This window comes from Litorivivens sp. (assembly GCF_057445395.1).
The window spans coordinates 1-17,558 of sequence record NZ_JBVBUV010000027.1 but is presented as its reverse complement, the minus strand read 5'-3'; the positions used below and the strand labels follow the sequence as shown (position 1 = coordinate 17,558).

Below are 17,558 nucleotides of genomic sequence, written 5' to 3'. Positions count from 1 at the left end.
AGATGTGCAGGGCTACTGTCGCTGTCATAGCAGGAGTGTTTTATGGATCGCTATATCGTTATCTCATCGGATTGTCATGCGGGCCTGCCGCCCGAGAAGTACCGTGACTACCTGGACCCGCAATACCGAGAAACCTTTGACATGGCGTTGCCCATCCAGATTGAAATGACGGAGAAAGCTGAGCAGAGCTTTCTGATCAAAGAGATCAACGATGAATGGCGAGCGGGCGTGGAGCATGGCCTGCACGGCGCCTGGGATCACGATCAGCGCATCAGAATGCTGGACGAAGACGGTATTGCCGGTGAGGTGGTTTTTGTAGACGGTATTACGGAGCGCAACAGTCCGCCCTTTGGTGCCGGCTTGGGTTTGCCTTCGGATGAGACGATTGTGCCGGAGCTGCAGTGGGCCGGTGCCCGCGCTCATAACCGCTGGCTGGCGGAGTTCTGTTCGCAGTCTCCTGAGCGGCATGCCGGAGTGGCGTCGATTCCCCTGCTGTGGGATATCGAAGAGGCGGTGAAAGAAGTGCGCTGGGTGAAGGAAAGCGGCCTGAAAGCTGTATTGATTCCGCTGTCTACTGGGCCTTTTGAGCCCTATCACCACGTGAAGTACGACCCCTTTTGGCGGGCCTGTGAAGATCTCGGCATCATTGTTAACTTCCACTCCGGTGGTGCGATGACCAAGGAATACTTCGGTAAAAACTTCCCTGAAGAGGCGCCGGACGACTACCCCGGCGGCATGGGTGTGTATGTTTCCGAGGTCTTCTTCTGGACCTACCGTCCGCTGACTTTCATGATCTGGGGTGGTGTGTTTGAGCGCTTCCCGAAACTCAAGGTTGCGGTTACTGAAACCGGTACTAGCTGGATGTTGCCGCCTTACCTGCAGTTGTTGGATCACAATTACCACGACGTGCATTTCTCGGCCAAACTGGGCGATTTTCGTTCGCACTTGTCGATGTCCCCGACCGACTACTTCAAACGCAACGTTGGTATTGGGGCTTCGTGCATCCCGCGCAGCGATATGAAATACCGCCACGATATGGGTATTGATCAGGTGATGTGGGGCAGCGACTATCCGCACCCGGAAGGTACTTGGCCGAGCACCCGTGACGCCATGATCGATACCTTCCACGGTTTGCCGGATGAGGAAGTGACGAAGATGCTGGGCGAGAATGCCATCAAATTCTACGGTTTTGACCGGGAGAAGCTGGTGCCGATTGCTGAGCGGATTGGACCCACCAAGGCGGAAATCAAACCCGCCGCATGATGCTTTGACAGCAGGGCGAACCCCTGCAACGCGGTGCTATTGCGTTGCAGGAGTTCGCCCTGTTTTGCGTTGGGGCTAGAGTATCCCACCCATTGCGCTGCTCAGTAGGGTGCTGGCCTCGCCATTACCGTTCTGCTGTAGATAGCTGCTCCCCACTTCGGTGAACTTGGGAATCATGTCGGCACCCATGCCGAGCGATTTAAACTGCGATACAAGCTCTGAGCCCGCTTTCGCCTGCGGGCTGTATTTTGATGCCATATCCATGGCGCTGCCCATCATGCCACCACCTCCGGTTGCTGCGCTCACCGCAGGCGCAGCTCTCATTAGCGTTTCGACACCAGGTATTGCTTTGGCGATGGTGGCAAATTCGCTATTTGACAGGAGGGTTTGCGCTGCCTGTAGTAGTGAGCCCATACCGCCTGCTGCCTGGGCGCCGCTGACGCCCAATGACTGCGAAAGTAGCGGTAGTAGCTGCATCCCGGTTGCTGCCATTGATGACGAGGCGCTTGCTGAGCTTTCAGCGGCAGGGGGTGGGGGCTCTTTGTTTGGTTCAGTGGCGGGCTCTGGCGCAGCTTCTTTGCTGTCGCCACCTCCGAACAGGCTATCCCAAAAACCCGCCTGGGCAGGAAGGCTAAGTGAACTGATGAGGGCAATTACTGCTAACTTCTTCATGGTTGAGAATACTCGTGGGGGAAGGGGCGTTGGTGCTGGTTTAAGATTAGACAGCTATTGTCGGTTGCGCCACTGTAATCAATAGGCGCAGATGCACTATGCTCACGTCGTACTTTGCTTGATTGCGCCGGCTTCAATCCGGATAATGGCCGGCTCGATACCAATTCATCATTTTCATCGTTATTGTGCCTCTTGTGGCGCAGTCGCCATAGCATGTGGCCTTTGGTAGGGGCCACCACTGGATTAAGGATACACAATGCCTGTTGTTACCCTCCCTGACGGAAGTCAGCGCTCCTTCGATAACCCAGTTACTGTTGCCGATGTGGCTATGGATATTGGCCCCGGACTGGCAAAGGCCGCCCTGGCTGGCGTCGTAGATGGGCGTGAAGTAGATACCAGTTATACCATCAATGAAGACGCTCAGCTGGCGATCATCACTGACCGTGATGAAGCGGGCCTGGAAGTGATTCGCCACTCAACCGCCCATTTGCTGGCAATGGCGGTACAGGATCTTTTCCCGGGTGCTCAGGTCACCATTGGCCCAACGGTGGAAGATGGCTTCTATTACGATTTTGCCTTTGAGCGTGCGTTTACCCCTGAAGATCTGGAAGCCATTGAAAAGCGCATGGGCGAGCTGGCGTCGGAAGATTTACCTGTTCAGCGCCTGGTGATGGACCGCGATGAGGCGGTAGAAGCCTTCAAAAAGCTTGGTGAAGACTACAAGTGCGAAATTATTCGCGACCTGCCGGCTGGCGAGGAAATCTCCGTCTACAAACAGGGTGACTGGATGGATCTCTGCCGAGGTCCGCACGTTCCTTCTACCGGTAAATTGAAAGCCTTCAAGCTGACCAAGGTGGCCGGTGCGTATTGGCGTGGCGACAGCAATAACGAAATGCTGCAGCGGGTTTACGGCACAGCCTGGCGCAACAAGAAGGAATTGAAGGCCTACCTGACCAGGCTGGAAGAAGCTGAAAAGCGCGATCACCGTAAAATTGGCAAGAAGCTCGGCCTGTTCCACATGCAGGAAGAGGCGCCGGGAATGGTTTTCTGGCACAGCAAGGGCTGGACCGTCTACAAAACCATTGAGCAGTACATGCGTGAACAGCAAAACTGGAATGGCTACGAAGAGATTCGTACGCCCCAGGTGGTTGATCTGTCGCTGTGGCAAAAGTCGGGGCATGCCGACAAGTTCGGCGACGATATGTTTATGTTGAAGGCAGAAGAGCGCGAGTTTGCGGTCAAGCCTATGAACTGCCCCTGCCATGTGCAGGTTTTTAATCAGGGGCTGCGCAGCTACCGCGACCTGCCATTGCGGCTGGCGGAATTCGGCTCGTGCCACCGCAATGAGCCCTCGGGTTCGCTGCATGGCATCATGCGGGTGCGTGGATTTACCCAGGACGATGCCCACATCTTCTGTACTGAAGAGCAGATTCAGCCTGAAGTTGCTGATTTTATTGATTTTCTCCACAGCGTTTACGACGATTTTGGCTTTACCGAAGTGATTTATCGGCTATCGACTCGCCCGGAAAAGCGGGTAGGCAGCGATGAAGACTGGGATCGTGCGGAAAAGGCACTGGCCGATGCTCTGGATGCTAAAAGCCTGCCGTGGGAAGAGCTGCCCGGTGAGGGTGCCTTTTATGGGCCGAAAATTGAGTTTTCCCTGAAAGACTGTATTGGTCGGGTTTGGCAGTTGGGTACAATTCAGGTGGATTTCTCCATGCCGGGTCGTCTTGGCGCTCAGTATGTGTCAGAAGGTGGTGAGCGAAAAACACCGGTTATGTTGCATAGAGCCATTCTTGGGTCTTTTGAGCGTTTTATCGGCATTTTGATCGAGCATTATGAGGGGGCTTTCCCCACCTGGCTGGCGCCGACTCAGGCGGTTATCTGTAATATCACCGATAATCAGGCCGATGCGGTCAAAAAATTGGAAAATTTCTTGGCTCACAAGGGTTTCCGGGTAAACGCGGACTTGAGAAATGAGAAGATCGGCTTTAAAATCCGCGAGCACACTATTCAAAAGGCTCCTTATATCCTCGTGGTAGGCGATAAGGAGGTTGAGAATCAAACCGTGGCCGTACGTGCGCGTCAGGGCGAGGATCTTGGAACCATGACTTGGGACCAGATCGCTGAACATCTCGCCGCAGACGTCGGGCGTCGCGGCCGCGTTGCATTGGAGAGTTAACGATCAGACGAGATAACAGTAAGGGCCGCGATAAAAAGCCGCCACTGAACGATGAAATTACAGCGCGCGAAGTGCGCCTTATAGGTGCCGACGGAGAGCAAGTTGGCATTGTACCCATTGATCAGGCAAGGCAGGTCGCGACAGAGGCCGGACTGGATCTGGTTCAGATTGCCGACGCAGACCCAATCGTCTGCAAGGTAATGGACTACGGTAAGCACATTTTTGAGGCGAAGAAGGAAAAAGCCGCCCAGAAAAAGAAACAAGTGCGAACCCAGGTGAAAGAAGTCAAGTTCCGTCCAGGAACTGAAGAAGGTGACTATCAGGTAAAACTGCGCAACCTGATGCGTTTCCTTGAGCACGGGGATAAAGCCAAGGTAACCCTGCGTTACCGAGGCCGCGAGATGGCCCACCAGGAAATTGGTATGGAGTTGTTGAAACGGGTTGAAAATGACCTGGAAGAATACGGCGCCGTAGAGCAATTTCCAAAAATGGAAGGCCGCCAGTTGACAATGGTTATCGCTCCCAAAAAACGCAAGCAGTGAGCTCGTAGGGCCTGCTTTATATATATGCAAAAATGCGGAGTATCGAAAGATGCCTAAACAGAAAGTACACAGTGGGGCAGCTAAACGCTTCAAGAAGTCGGCTTCCGGCTACAAGCGTAAAAGCGCTCATAAGAGTCACATCCTGACCAAAATGACCACCAAGCGTAAGCGTCAGCTGCGTGGCACCTCTGAAGTTCACGCTTCAGACAAAGTGCTCGTAGATCGCATGATGCGCGCTAACTAACGGTAAGGAGTAGACTATGCCCCGCGTAAAACGTGGTGTGACAGCACACCGTCGCCACAAGAAAATCCTGAAGCAAGCCAAAGGTTACTACGGTGCACGTTCACGTGTATTCCGTGTAGCCAAGCAAGCGGTCATCAAAGCAGGTCAATATGCTTACCGTGACCGTCGTCAGAAGAAGCGTCAGTTCCGCGCACTGTGGATTACCCGTATCAATGCGGCGTCTCGTGCAAACGGTCTGAGCTACAGCCGTCTGATTGCTGGCCTGAAAAAGGCAGACATTGGTCTGGACCGTCGCGTTCTGGCTGATCTGGCAGTACACGACAAAGACACTTTTGCGAGCATCGTAGAGCAAGCAAAAGCAGCCTTGGCGTAATGCCCTGGCGGCTCGCAGTGCCGCCAGTATTGATTGAATAGATAGGGAAAGGGCTGCCGCTCTTTCCCTATTTTTTTGTATCGTGACCCGCAATTCTGGCGGGACCAAGCAGAGGCAAAAGCATGGAAAACCTCGAAGCATTGGCTGACGAGGCAAGTCAAAAAATTCAAGCCGCGAGCGACCCCAGAGCACTGGATGATGTGCGCGTGGCTTACCTGGGTAAGAAGGGTGCTATTACCGCCCTGTTGAAAGGCCTGGGTGGTTTGTCTGCAGAAGAGCGGCCCAAGGCCGGCGCCGAAATCAACCGCGTTAAGGCACTACTGTCAGACCAGATTCAGGCCCGCAAGAGCGATCTGGAAAACGCAGCAGTTGCTGAAAAGCTGGCCAAAGAAACCATCGACGTTACCTTGCCCGGACGAGGCGTAGATGGTGGCGGTCTGCACCCGGTTACCCGCACCATCGAGCGCATAGAGGCATTTTTCGGCAGCATTGGGTTTGAGTCGGTGGAAGGTCCGGAAATCGAAGACGATTACCACAACTTCGAGGCGCTTAATATTCCCGCCCACCATCCGGCGCGGGCCATGCACGACACGTTCTATGTGTCAGATAACACCGTGTTGCGCACGCACACTTCGCCGGTGCAGGTGCGGGTGATGGAAGAGCGCGAGCCGCCGCTGAAAGTTATTTGCCCGGGGCGCGTTTATCGCTGCGACTCGGATCTGACGCATACGCCAATGTTCCATCAGGTTGAAGGTCTGCTGATTTCACAAGACAGCAGTTTTGCCGACCTCAAGGGTTTGATTGAATCCTTTCTGCGCGCCTTTTTCGAAAAAGAGCTGGCCGTGCGTTTTCGTCCGTCGTACTTCCCCTTTACCGAGCCGTCAGCGGAAGTGGATATTCAGTGTGTGATCTGCGGTGGTGACGGCTGCCGGGTCTGCAGTCAGACCGGTTGGATCGAAATAATGGGTTGCGGCATGGTGCATCCCAAGGTGTTTGAATACTCCAATATTGATCCGGATAAATACAGCGGCTTTGCTTTCGGTATGGGCGTAGAGCGCCTGTCCATGCTGCGTTATGGCGTTAATGATCTGCGCCTGTTTTTCGAAAGTGATCTGCAGTTTTTGAGGCAATTTGCCTGAGAGCAGTTAAAACCCTCTAAATTCAGCCCGTGATAAACGGGCATAGCGATTGGAACAGCAATGAAATTCAGTGAACAGTGGCTTCGGGAATGGGTAAATCCTGAGCTGAGCACACAGGAATTGGCCGACCAGATTACGATGGCTGGTCTGGAAGTGGATGCGATAGAGGCAGTCGCCGGCGATTTCAGTGGCGTGATCGTCGGTGAGATTCTGGCCGCAGAACAACACCCGGATGCGGACAAGCTTCGCGTATGCAAAGTCAGCGATGGCAAAGACGAGTTTCAGGTCGTTTGCGGTGCGCCTAATGCCCGAGCGGGTATTAAAGTGCCTTTTGCCATGGTGGGCGCTGTATTGCCCGGCAACTTCAAAATCAAGAAGGCCAAGCTGCGCGGGGTGGAATCCTTTGGCATGCTGTGCGGGCCGGATGAGCTGGAGCTGGGAGAGTCTATCGGTGGCCTGATGGAACTTAGCCCGGAGGTGCAGGTAGGTCAGAATTTGCGCGATGCGCTGGGTCTGGATGACAAGCTGATTGAGCTTGGGCTTACACCGAATCGAGCCGATTGTTTGAGTATTCGCGGGATTGCGCGCGACGTTGCGGTACTCAATGGTCTGGAGATAAAAACCCCTGACTGTGCGCCGGTTGCGGCAGTTAATGACGACCAGCGTGAAATTACGATTGAGGCTGAGGCCGATTGCCCTCGCTATTGTGGTCGCGTAATTCGTAATATCGATATCACTCGACCGTCTCCAGTGTGGCTGCAGGAAAAACTTCGTCGCGCAGGATTGCGCTCCATCGATGCAGTTGTAGATGTGACCAACTATATTTTGTTGGAGTTGGGGCAGCCGCTGCACGGTTTTGATTTGGCCAAACTGGATGGCGGCATTCGGGTTCGCCTGGCAGAGCAGGGTGAAAAACTTACTTTGCTCGATGGGCAGGATTTGGAGCTGCGCGCAGACTCCCTGGTAATCGCTGACGAGAAAAAAGCCCTGGCCCTGGCTGGCATTATGGGTGGCAAGGAAAGTGCCGTTGGCGAAAGCACAAAGGATATCTTCCTAGAATCGGCATTTTTTGCACCGGAAAAACTCGCTGGCAGAGCCCGTTCCTACGGATTGCATACCGATTCTTCTCACCGCTTTGAGCGTGGTGTGGATTATGAGCTGCCCTTGCAGGCCATAGAGCGCGCCACACGGTTGATCACTGAGATAGTAGGGGGGGAGCCCGGCCCGGTGGTTGAGCGTGCTACCTCGCATTTGCCGGAGCCGCAGCAAATCAGCCTGCGCGAAGCGCGCATTGAAAAAATGCTGGCTATGCCGGTGCCGGCTGAGCGCGTCGAGGCAATTCTGACCGGCTTGGGTCTGACTGTGCAATCGGCAGATGGTGGCTGGACGACGACCACACCGAGCTGGCGTTTTGACCTTGCGATCGAGGTCGACCTGCTGGAGGAACTGGCGCGGATTGTCGGTTACAACAACCTGCCGGTAAAACCGATAACCGGTTCGCTTGAAATCACGGCGGTTCCGGAAGGCAGGGTTGGTGTCGGCGACGTGCGCCGCCGCATGACCGCGCTGGGTTATCAGGAGGCGATAACCTACAGCTTTGTCGACCCAGTCTGGCAGAAAGCGATGTTCCCGGGTGTTGAGGCTGTATCACTGATAAACCCTATTTCTGCCGACCTGGCGGATATGCGCCTGAGCCATTGGCCGGGTCTGCTCAAGGCTGTTGCTCACAATCTGAATCGGCAGCAGTCTCGAGTACGTCTGTTTGAAACTGGTTTGTGTTTTATTCCGGGTGAGAGTGGTCTGCAGCAGGAGGCAACGCTGTCGGCCGTGCTAACTGGCAATCGTACTCCTGAAAGCTGGCACGGTAAGGGCGAGCGAGTGGACTTCTTTGATGCTAAAGGTGACCTCGAATCCCTGCTGACACTGGTAGCGGGCCGCGACTATCGCTTTGAGGCCGCTGAGCATACCGCCCTGCATCCTGGTCAGAGTGCCAGAATCCTGCTTAATGGCGAAGAAGTGGGTCATATTGGGGCCCTGCACCCCTCATTAAGCAAACAGTTTGATCTGGAGCAGGCGGTGTATCTGTTTGAAATCAAGCTGGCTGCGATTACCGAGCGGCAGGTGCCGGTGTTCCATACGCCGTCCCGATATCCTGAAGTCCGCCGGGATTTGGCGGTCGTGGTTGATCGCGCAGTCGCGGCCCAAAGCCTGCTGGATATGGCGCGAAAAGCCGCTGGTGAGCATTTGGTAAACCTGAACCTTTTTGATATTTATGAGGGTGAAGGTATTGATCCGCAAAGAAAAAGTTTGGCCATTGGCTTGACGTATCGGGATTCTTCACGCACTCTTAACGAAGAAGAAGTGAATGAATCCGTTGGTCACGTTATCCGCGCTCTGGAAGAGGGGTTTGGCGCGACATTGAGGAACTAGAGTCATGGCAGCTCTTACCAAGGCCGAGATGGCCGAGCATTTATACGAGGAACTTGGCTTCAACAAGCGTGAAGCCAAAGAACTTGTTGAGATGTTCTTCGAACAGATTCGAAATTGCCTGGAAAACAACGAGCAGGTAAAACTCTCGGGTTTTGGTAATTTCGATCTGCGCGACAAAAGCCAGCGGCCAGGTCGCAATCCCAAAACGGGTGAAGAGATCCCGATTTCCGCCCGCCGCGTAGTGACTTTTCGCCCAGGACAAAAATTAAAAGCCAGAGTAGAGCAATATGCTGGAACCGAGTCATAACGACGAATTGCCGGCAATTCCCGGAAAGCGTTACTTCACCATTGGCGAAGTGAGTGACTTGTGTCTGGTCAAACCACACGTCTTGCGTTACTGGGAGCAGGAATTCCCCCAGTTAAAGCCGGTAAAGCGTCGCGGTAATCGCCGCTACTACCAGCGGCAGGATGTGATCATGATTCGTCAGATCCGCAGCCTGCTATACGATCAGGGTTACACTATTGGCGGCGCGCGACAGCGTCTGTCTGGCGACGAAGCCAAAGATGACGAAACTCAATATAAGCAAGTAATTCGGCAAATGATCGCCGAGCTGGAAGATCTCCTTAAAGAACTCAAAGCCTGAGTATCGATAACGCTCCTGTTGGTTAGTTGGCAGGAGTCTCGCCCGCACGCTAAAGCTCCGCCAGCACAATAGAGCCCCGCCTTTTCTAAAACATTTGTTGCGTTCCCCGGAACCTCCTTCGGTAGAATAGGCGAAACCCCAAGGAGTAACGGTATGCTGGAACAGGTTGATATCACACAGGAGCAGGTAGCGCTGCTGGCGCCGCTGGTTAGGCTTCTGGTCAGTACCTTTCTGCTGGTAGTTGCTGTTCTTGTACTGCGTTCCGTCAGTGCCCGCTTTATCCGTAAAAATGTGACTACCTCTGAACTGCGCACCAAATGGCTGGTACAGTCGCGCAATGCCTTTGTGCTGCTGTTACTGCTGGGTTTGGTGCTGATCTGGGGCGAGGAGCTCAGAACAGTCGCCTTTTCGGTTGTTGCGATCGCGGTGGCGTTGGTTGTCGCTACCAAAGAGTTGATCCTATGTCTGATTGGCTCTGTTCTTAAGGCAGGCACCAGCGCCTTCGACATTGGCGACCGTATTCAGATCAAGGATTACCGCGGCGACGTTATCGACCATAACCCCCTGACTACCACGCTGCTGGAGGTAGGGCCGGGCAAGGGCTCTCATCAATTAACTGGCCGTGTGTTGACCCTGCCAAACGCCATGTTTGTGTCGGAAGCACTGATTAACGAAACCCCCAATACGCGCTACATGTTCCATGTTATCAGCATACCGTTCAAGCGTGACCACAACTGGCAAGGTGCCAAGCAGGCCATGCTGGAAGCGGCGAAGCGCGAGTGTCAGCCCTATAGGGACGAGGCCCGCCGCTATCTAGTGCGTTTCAGTAATCAGCGCGGACTGGAGCCGCCATCGGTGGAACCCAGGGTGACTATACAAGTGCCTGCGCCCGAGGAAATTCACTTGGTCATGCGAATGCCTGTACCCACCGCACGGCGGGTGGCGATTGAACAAGCGATTTTGAGCGAGGTTATGGAGGGTAACTACTCGATGAAAGTGGAGGCCTTGCCAGATTCGCCGGCGGCAACGTAAACGGCGCGAAAATCAAACAGTAAGCTCAGAATTTCACGATTTAGTATTTCATTGGCCATGGGTCTGCTGTATCATGCAGCCCCTCAAATCGGGGCGTAGCGCAGTCTGGTAGCGCACCACACTGGGGGTGTGGTGGTCGTAGGTTCAAATCCTGCCGTCCCGACCAATTTCTTGTTTCATAAAGTCCAAAACCCCTCAAAAAGCCCTGTTTTTCAGGGCTTTTTTCGTTAAGCTTTATCTCATTACGTCTTCGTTGATTCGATAACATACCGTCAATTTGGCGGTACATATGACGGTATCTCTGAGCTTTACGAGCAGGCTCTACCCAATTAACGGGGGATGGCACTCACCCAACCCTGTTGATAATACCGTCCCATCCGCATTGGGCCTGCACTCTGGCTCTAGCGGTGCCTCTCGGCAATGAAATGATGAAGAGCCGGCAGTTGTCGCAATATCTGCGATATCTGGCTTGCGCGGTCAACTACCCAGTATTTCTCGGGTGTTGGGTTTTCAGTAGTGTCCGTGATTGAGTCAGAATGGGGATGAGCAACTATCTGGTATTTCCGGATAGTTGATCCGCGGCGGCGTAAGTTAATCGCATCAACCACCCTCCAACCTCTCCAAAGCCTTATTACCAGCAACCCGCTCTTTAATAAGCTCCAGCGACTCCACAAGAATCTCCTCCGCTACCCTGTCGAGCCCTGATGACTCTTTCATCAGCGTTTCCATAACCGCTTCGACAACGGTTCCCGCAAGCTGCTTATTGTCGACGTGGGTCAGGTCGTCAGCAGATTGTTTGACGATGTTGTAAACGATATCGCTGATGGTGCGTTCCAGCAGTTCCAATGTGTAGTCGCCGACGAGGGGGACTTTTTCCAATTTGCCGATATCTTCGCTGGCCTCCATGGCTTCGCGAATACGGTTTTGAAGATAGCTGCGAATTGCGCTGTGATGACGCGCCAGCTGATGTTCAAGACCTTGGGTCATTGGGTCGGCCAGCGCTGTGGCAATGGCCTGTTTGCGGGGCAGAATAACGCGCTGGATCAAGTCGCGCATAACCGGTCTGCCGTGCTGAACCTCATCTGTCATTCCATCGAGTACGTTAATCACTACGCGGTCTGCGACATGCTCCATCAGTACGTCGTAGTTTGACTGTGCGAAGCGCCCGGCGCGGGTTTCCCGCAAATTGATGATGCCCAGCGTCTGCAGGCGGTAGAGCATTGAAATAATACGCAGCAGGCGCAGCAGGCGGAACCCGGTTAGGGGAATGCAGCCGAGTACCTCATACCAATGAATAAAGGGGTACCAGTACCAGCGCGTGTAGCGGCCCCGGCGGACGGCGACCACCCAGCGCACCATAAATTCAGAAATAAAGGCCGCGACAAACATCAGGTCATAGTGCAGAAAGTTGGGGTGAACCTGATCGGCGTAAAACTGATGAAAGCCGGGAGCCAGACTTTGCAGAACGCTTGCAAAAGACTCCACAGTAAACAGCCAGTCAAATGTGAGCCAGATCAGGTTGACCATGAGCAGGGCAAGCATGATCAGGTCGACCGCAAACCAGGTGGCTTCCTGATTGTCGCGCAATTTTTGCCTATTCAAATTCAGCATAGTGCTGAATCCTACGGGGATGGTTGGAGACGGCAAGGGCTGGGTGGAAAACTACCAGAGTGGTGCAATGGTCTATCGTCTTGTTTACGCAGGGCAGACTGGGCACAGGTCGCGGTTCCACAGTAAGACTCTGGTGGATTTACTGCATCCAGTGCGACAGTGTCTTCGCCTTAAGCGAAATGGTTTGTTCAATTACACACCAGGATTACTTGACCGACTTAGGGTGTGACATTGCCAGATGGGAGTGCATGCGCTGTTCCATGCCGGTGCGATAAATCACATTTTGTTGCCAGTATGGCCGGTTTTCTGATGTGGCACTGTTCTTGCTCATTGACTACTCGCAGCAGGCACCTGTTTTACAAAGGGCCAGCAAACAACAGGTTTATCGCTGCTTGGCGATAGGCGGCAAGTAGTCATAGAGGGGTGTGTATGAAGTTTTATTGTCTTGTCCTGATAGCGGCGATGGTTCTGCTGGTCGGGTGTAACGACAGTGGCGGTTCCAGTTCGTCGCCGGCAGCGCCTGCTTCCGAATCGGAACCTTTTGTTGATGAGAACGACAATGGCATCAGCGATTTGCGTGAGTTTGAGCTGGTCGAGGCAACCATGGCAGACGTACATGCGGTGCTTGCCGGTGACATTGTAGCTGAGGATGGCGAGCCTCTGACCTGCGTGGAAATCACACAGATGTATATTGATCGTATCCTGGCCTATAACGATACGCCTCAGGAGAGTGGTGGACTGCCTATTCTGGGGGTGCTGGCGATTATGCCTAACGCTCTGGAGCAGGCGTCAGTTCTGGATGCGCTTTACGAGCGCGATCGTGGAATTGGCAATCGCTTTCTGCATTGTATGCCTGTGCTTTTGAAGGACAATTACGACACCTTTGATTACCCCACCACCCAGGGCTCTTACTCTATGCTCGGGCATCAGGCCGGTGTTGACGCACATTCGGTAGATGGCTTGCGTCAGGCGGGCGCCGTCATTCTCGGCAAGGCCAATCAGGATGAATTTGCTTATTTTACTATGGGGTTTTCCGCTCGGGCCATTCAGGTACGCAACCCCTACAATACGGCCGAGAGTCCGGCGGGTTCATCATCGGGTACCGGGGCCTCAATCGCAGCGAATTTTGCGCTGGGAGGAACCGGGTCCGATACCTGTCAGTCCATTCGTCACCCGTCTTCAGTCAACGGTCTGGTGGGTATTCGACCGAGTCTCGGGGTGATTTCCCAGCATGGGATTTACCCGCTGTCGCACGAACGCGACACCGGCGGTCCGATGACACGCACCGTGGAAGATGCTGCGCTGATGCTCAGCGCGATGGCAACCTTTGATGCGCGCGACCCGAAAGCCGCCTGGTTTCCTGCCAATGAACGTCCGGGAGACTACACCCAATTCTTGGACAGGGAGCAGTACGGTGTGGCTGGGCGAAATATAGGGGTACTTAGAAATCTTGGTGGCAGCACCTCGGTGACTGGTACCGGGGCTCAAGGTGAACTGATTGATGCGGCAATTGAACAGCTCAAAGCCATGGGCGCAAACATCTACGATGTCTACCTGCCGGATTTCGCGAATCTGGGCGCGGGCTCACGACACTATGATATGAATCAGTATTTTGCCGGGTTTGAAGCTGAAGGGGGCTCCAGTCCGCGTCGGTGTGTCTCCAGCCTTCGGGCGACAGAAACCCACGACCGTGACGATTGCGCGGGTATCGACGGTATTGTCGAATCCGGTCGGATAGGACCGAGAACCGCAGGCTTGGTTGCATTGACCGCTCTTGATAGTGCAGATCTCGCGCCTTCGGAATCGCAATTACAGGCAATTCGCGATATGCGGGCCTACGTGACTGGCGTCATGGATGCAATCACCGATGACAACGGCGATCTGGTGCGCGACGAGTTTGGCGAAACCATCAGTGTAGATGCGTTGATCCTGTCACCTGGGCCGACCGGCGGCCGTACCTGCGATTTTGGGTCCACCACGCAGATGGGGTCGATCGTTGTGCCGGTAGGCTTTGATGAATCTGTTGGTGTGCCCCGAGGGATGGAGATTTTTGTCCGTCAGTTTGATGAAGGCACCGGCATTGGCATCGCCTACGATTTCGAGCAGGCGACTCTGCATCGCAAACCGCCGGTAATCAGCCCTGCGCCCGGCGGCGAGAATGGCACCATTGCCCAATTCAACGCGCGCCAGCGCGCCGCAATCGCCACCTATGCCGAGCAAGCGCCCGAGAATATCGATCCAGCGCACTACATCGAGGTGCTGGAGGCACTGGCCGGCCCTACCGGTGACTGAGCCCGGCACTTGAAGGTGAAGCTTCGTCGCTGGCCGGCGGCGGGGTTTCACCAAAGTGGGTGAGGAAATAACCCGCAAATACTGCCATGCTGTCCCGATGACAATAAATACAGGGGCAGACATGAAGCTCGGGCTTTTTATCGACTACGCGGCGTCAAAAATCACTATTCCCCTCAGCTTGGTTCAACGAGCAGAAGCGCTGGGCTTTGACTCGGTTTGGACGGCGGAAGCCTACGGCACCGATGCGATTACCCCTTTAGCGTATATCGCTGCTCATACCTCGCGGATACGGCTTGCTACGGGGATTGCGCAGGTATCTGCGCGAGCGCCGACGATGACGGCCATGCAATTTGGCACACTGGAGCAACTGGCCGGGGAGGGCCGGGTAATAGCCGGCCTGGGCTTGTCCGGGCCTCAGGTTGTCGAAGGCTGGCATGGCCAGAGCTGGGCCCAACCCTATGATCGTATGAAGGACACGGTTGCCATTATGCGGCAGGTTTTTCGTCGCGATGGGCCTGTCAGCTATCAGGGGAAGGCGCTGTCATTACCACTGTCTGAGGATGAGGGCACCGGGCAGGGCAAGCCTCTGAAACCCATTGCGAAAATGAATCCCAATATACCAATCTGGTTGGGCACCGGCAGCCAGAGTATGGTGACGCTCACCGCGGAAATTGCAGACGGCTGGATTCCCATGGGCTTCTGTCCGGGCATGATGGATGTTTACCGCCCCTGGCTTGACGAGGGCTTTCGACGGGCTGGCGGTGGAAAATCTTTGGCTGATTTTGAGATTCAAGGGCAAGTGCAGGTCGAAATCACTGACAATGTGCAGGCAGCTATCGACGCGCGCAAGCCTCAGGCGGCACTTTATATTGGTGGTATGGGAAACGCGAAAAACAACTTTCATCGCGATCAGATGATCCGGCGCGGCTACCCTGAAGCAGCGGAAAGGATCCAGACACTGTTCACAGAGGGGCGGCGCGATGAGGCGATAGCAGCAGTGCCGGATGAGTATATCGATGAGGGTGGCCTGTTCGGCGATGAAAAGCGCATAGCCGAACGTTTCGAACGTTGGCTGAATTGCGGCGCAACCGGGCTGACCTTGCACACGTCCTCGCCCGCAGCATTGGAATTGATTGCTTCATTGAACAAACAGCAGAATTGAGGCGCAAAGATGACCGAAAGTAATGAGTTGATTGTTGATCGCCCCGAAGAGGGTGTGCTCCGGCTTACGCTTAACAGGCCTGAAAAGCGCAATGCCATCAGCAACGCCCTGCGCGCTGAGCTTATTGCGGCGCTGCAGTCCGCCGATGGCGATGACAGTGTGCGGGTGAGCATTATCCGGGGCGCCGGTAAGTGTTTTTCGTCGGGCTATGACCTGAAAAGTGACCTCGCCGCAGAGCAGCCTTACTTTACCGCCAATGTGGGAATGCAGTGGGCGCGCCACGTGACCGAGGGGTGGATGGGACTGTGGGATCTGGCTAAACCGGTTATCGCACAGATTCACGGCTACGCTATGGCCGGTGGACTGGAGCTGGCCGGTGCCTGTGATTTGATCTATGCCGCGGACGATGCGCGCCTGTCACACCCGGTCTTGCAGTTCGCCGGGTTACCGGATTTCGCCTGGTTCCCCGCGTTTATGTCGCCCCGCCACGCGATGGAACTGCATATTGCTGGCCGCGAATTTTGTGGTGAAGAAGCGGTTCATGCAGGTTTGTTGAATCAAGTGTTTCCGGCAGAAAATCTCGACGAGAAGGTGCTGGCTGTCGCTCGCCGAATTGCCAACGCGCCGCCGCAGGTGGTCGCGGTCAACAAGCGCTATGTGCACGCGGCGATGGAGGCGCGGGGCACCCGCTCCATGCTGCGCATTGCCGGCGACTTGCAGGCGGGCCCGCATATGCAAGCATTGATGGGTGACGGTATGAGCGCGGAGTCGCTTTCGGCATCGATCAAAGCCTCGACAGCAGACGGCTCCAACACAAACTCTTCTGATAAGGACGCTACATGACACGCTACGCCATGCTCGATGTCTGCTCTGTTCGTGAGGGTGGTTCTGTCGCCGAATCTCTCGCCAATTCGGTCGCGCTGGCTCAGAACGCAGAACAGTGGGGTTATAGTCGGTTCTGGTTGGCGGAACATCACAACTTCACCGGCATCGCCAGTGCGGCTACTTCACTGGTTATCGGCCACGTGGCCGCAGCGACAAAGTCGATCCGGGTTGGCGCTGGGGGCATTATGCTGCCCAACCATGCGCCGCTGGTCATTGCCGAGCAATTCGGCACACTTGAGGCGCTGTATCCCGGGCGCATCGATCTGGGGCTGGGCCGGGCGCCCGGCACCGATCAGCTTACGGTGAATGCACTGCGCCGCAATCTGGACGGTGATGTAAATCAGTTTCCCCGTGATGTGGTGGAATTGATTCAATTTCTCGACGACCCCGAGCCGGGGCAAACGGTTGTTGCTACGCCCGGCGCAGGCAGTAAGGTGCCGGTGTGGATTCTCGGTTCCAGTCTGTTTGGCGCGCAGTTGGCGGCCGCGCTGGGATTGCCCTTTGGTTTCGCCTCGCATTTTGCGCCGGCCCAGCTGAGCGAGGCTATTCAGTTGTATCGCCAGCGTTTTTCTCCGTCGAAATGGCTTGATGTGCCATACGTTCTGGCGGGTTTTAATGTCATTGCGGCAGACAGCAACGATGAGGCTGAATTTCTTGCTAGCTCGATGCGGCGCGCCTTTGTCAATCTGACAATGGGCAAACCCGGCAAGTTGCAGCCCCCCAGTGCTGATTTGCAGCACTCCTTGAATGCGCGAGATCAAATGATGCTGTCACAGATCATGGCCTGCTCGGCGGTCGGCGATCGCGACACCGTAGCGCAAAAGCTGAGCACGTTTATCGACGATACGGGTGTCGATGAGATTATTTTTTCCGGTCAGGTATACGATCTTCAGGCACGTTTACGCTCGTTCGAATTGGCGGCAGAGGTGATGCAGTCTCTTTGAGTGCTGTTGAATAATAAGACGGTAAGTTTTTCTTCTTTGGCGCGGCGCCCTGAACATAAAGTCGGGCGTATTCGGGCAGAAAAGTGAGAGGTGATTATGAATTTCAGCGAGTTAGTAGGAAAGGTGGCGATTGTCACGGGTGG

Annotated in this window: 17 protein-coding genes and 1 tRNA gene; 15 read left to right on the top strand and 3 right to left on the bottom strand. The window is 54.8% G+C overall.

The window, feature by feature from the left end; genetic code table 11:
- The first annotated feature begins 42 nt into the window (after window positions 1–42).
- The gene (locus AC222A_RS09755; protein ID WP_372748286.1) at window positions 43–1,263 is read left to right on the top strand and encodes an amidohydrolase family protein; all 1,221 of its coding nucleotides are present in this window, start codon (window positions 43–45) and stop codon (window positions 1,261–1,263) included.
- A 75-nt stretch (window positions 1,264–1,338) separates the two neighbouring features.
- On the opposite strand, the gene AC222A_RS09750 is transcribed toward AC222A_RS09755, so the two are convergent.
- Entirely contained in the window at window positions 1,339–1,935 is a 597-nt protein-coding gene (locus AC222A_RS09750) for a DUF2780 domain-containing protein (RefSeq protein WP_372748285.1), read from the bottom strand.
- A 256-nt stretch (window positions 1,936–2,191) separates the two neighbouring features.
- Between AC222A_RS09750 and thrS the strand changes: the two genes are divergently transcribed.
- The 10 genes from thrS (at window position 2,192) to AC222A_RS09700 (ending at window position 10,687) form a co-directional block, all read left to right on the top strand.
- The gene (thrS, locus tag AC222A_RS09745; RefSeq protein ID WP_486774913.1) at window positions 2,192–4,117 is read left to right on the top strand and encodes a threonine--tRNA ligase; all 1,926 of its coding nucleotides are present in this window, start codon (window positions 2,192–2,194) and stop codon (window positions 4,115–4,117) included.
- Between the two features lie 2 nt (window positions 4,118–4,119).
- Window positions 4,120–4,659 carry a translation initiation factor IF-3 gene (infC, locus tag AC222A_RS09740; protein ID WP_372748296.1) on the top strand — a complete coding sequence of 180 codons (540 nt, stop codon included), beginning with the start codon at window positions 4,120–4,122 and terminating at the stop codon, window positions 4,657–4,659.
- Window positions 4,660–4,708: 49 nt separating this feature from the next.
- Window positions 4,709–4,903 carry a 50S ribosomal protein L35 gene (gene rpmI / locus AC222A_RS09735; RefSeq protein ID WP_372749314.1) on the top strand — a complete coding sequence of 65 codons (195 nt, stop codon included), beginning with the start codon at window positions 4,709–4,711 and terminating at the stop codon, window positions 4,901–4,903.
- Between the two features lie 16 nt (window positions 4,904–4,919).
- Window positions 4,920–5,276 (top strand): 50S ribosomal protein L20, encoded by a 357-nt coding sequence (gene rplT, locus AC222A_RS09730; RefSeq protein WP_372749313.1) that lies wholly within the window; start codon window positions 4,920–4,922, stop codon window positions 5,274–5,276.
- Between the two features lie 122 nt (window positions 5,277–5,398).
- Window positions 5,399–6,415 carry a phenylalanine--tRNA ligase subunit alpha gene (gene pheS / locus AC222A_RS09725; RefSeq protein WP_372749312.1) on the top strand — a complete coding sequence of 339 codons (1,017 nt, stop codon included), beginning with the start codon at window positions 5,399–5,401 and terminating at the stop codon, window positions 6,413–6,415.
- 60 nt (window positions 6,416–6,475) lie between these two features.
- Entirely contained in the window at window positions 6,476–8,845 is a 2,370-nt protein-coding gene (gene pheT, locus AC222A_RS09720; protein WP_486774912.1) for a phenylalanine--tRNA ligase subunit beta, read from the top strand.
- Between the two features lie 4 nt (window positions 8,846–8,849).
- Window positions 8,850–9,152, top strand: a complete 303-nt coding sequence (gene ihfA, locus AC222A_RS09715; protein ID WP_372749310.1) for an integration host factor subunit alpha — start codon at window positions 8,850–8,852, stop codon at window positions 9,150–9,152.
- Entirely contained in the window at window positions 9,133–9,489 is a 357-nt protein-coding gene (locus tag AC222A_RS09710; RefSeq protein ID WP_372749309.1) for a MerR family transcriptional regulator, read from the top strand. Before ihfA ends, AC222A_RS09710 begins: the two co-directional genes overlap by 20 nt.
- A gap of 153 nt (window positions 9,490–9,642) precedes the next feature.
- A complete protein-coding gene (locus AC222A_RS09705; protein WP_372783784.1) occupies window positions 9,643–10,521 on the top strand; it encodes a mechanosensitive ion channel domain-containing protein in 879 nt (292 codons plus the stop codon).
- An 89-nt stretch (window positions 10,522–10,610) separates the two neighbouring features.
- Window positions 10,611–10,687, top strand: a tRNA-Pro gene (locus AC222A_RS09700).
- 434 nt (window positions 10,688–11,121) lie between these two features.
- On the opposite strand, the gene AC222A_RS09695 is transcribed toward AC222A_RS09700, so the two are convergent.
- Together AC222A_RS09695 and AC222A_RS09690 are read right to left on the bottom strand one after the other, a co-directional pair.
- Window positions 11,122–12,132 (bottom strand): ion transporter, encoded by a 1,011-nt coding sequence (locus tag AC222A_RS09695; RefSeq protein ID WP_486774911.1) that lies wholly within the window; start codon window positions 12,130–12,132, stop codon window positions 11,122–11,124.
- A gap of 205 nt (window positions 12,133–12,337) precedes the next feature.
- Entirely contained in the window at window positions 12,338–12,463 is a 126-nt protein-coding gene (locus AC222A_RS09690) for a hypothetical protein (RefSeq protein ID WP_486774910.1), read from the bottom strand.
- A 98-nt stretch (window positions 12,464–12,561) separates the two neighbouring features.
- Between AC222A_RS09690 and AC222A_RS09685 the strand changes: the two genes are divergently transcribed.
- From AC222A_RS09685 to AC222A_RS09670, 4 genes are all read left to right on the top strand, one after another.
- Entirely contained in the window at window positions 12,562–14,424 is a 1,863-nt protein-coding gene (locus tag AC222A_RS09685) for an amidase family protein (protein WP_486774909.1), read from the top strand.
- 121 nt (window positions 14,425–14,545) lie between these two features.
- Window positions 14,546–15,586: an LLM class F420-dependent oxidoreductase gene (locus tag AC222A_RS09680; RefSeq protein WP_486774908.1), complete on the top strand. Its 1,041-nt coding sequence runs from the start codon at window positions 14,546–14,548 to the stop codon at window positions 15,584–15,586.
- Window positions 15,587–15,595: 9 nt separating this feature from the next.
- Window positions 15,596–16,429, top strand: coding sequence for an enoyl-CoA hydratase/isomerase family protein (locus tag AC222A_RS09675; RefSeq protein ID WP_486774907.1), 834 nt, complete (start codon window positions 15,596–15,598; stop codon window positions 16,427–16,429).
- The gene (locus tag AC222A_RS09670) at window positions 16,426–17,415 is read left to right on the top strand and encodes an LLM class flavin-dependent oxidoreductase (protein ID WP_372779415.1); all 990 of its coding nucleotides are present in this window, start codon (window positions 16,426–16,428) and stop codon (window positions 17,413–17,415) included. The genes AC222A_RS09675 and AC222A_RS09670 overlap by 4 nt, the downstream gene beginning before the upstream one ends.
- The last annotated feature ends 143 nt before the right edge of the window (window positions 17,416–17,558 follow it).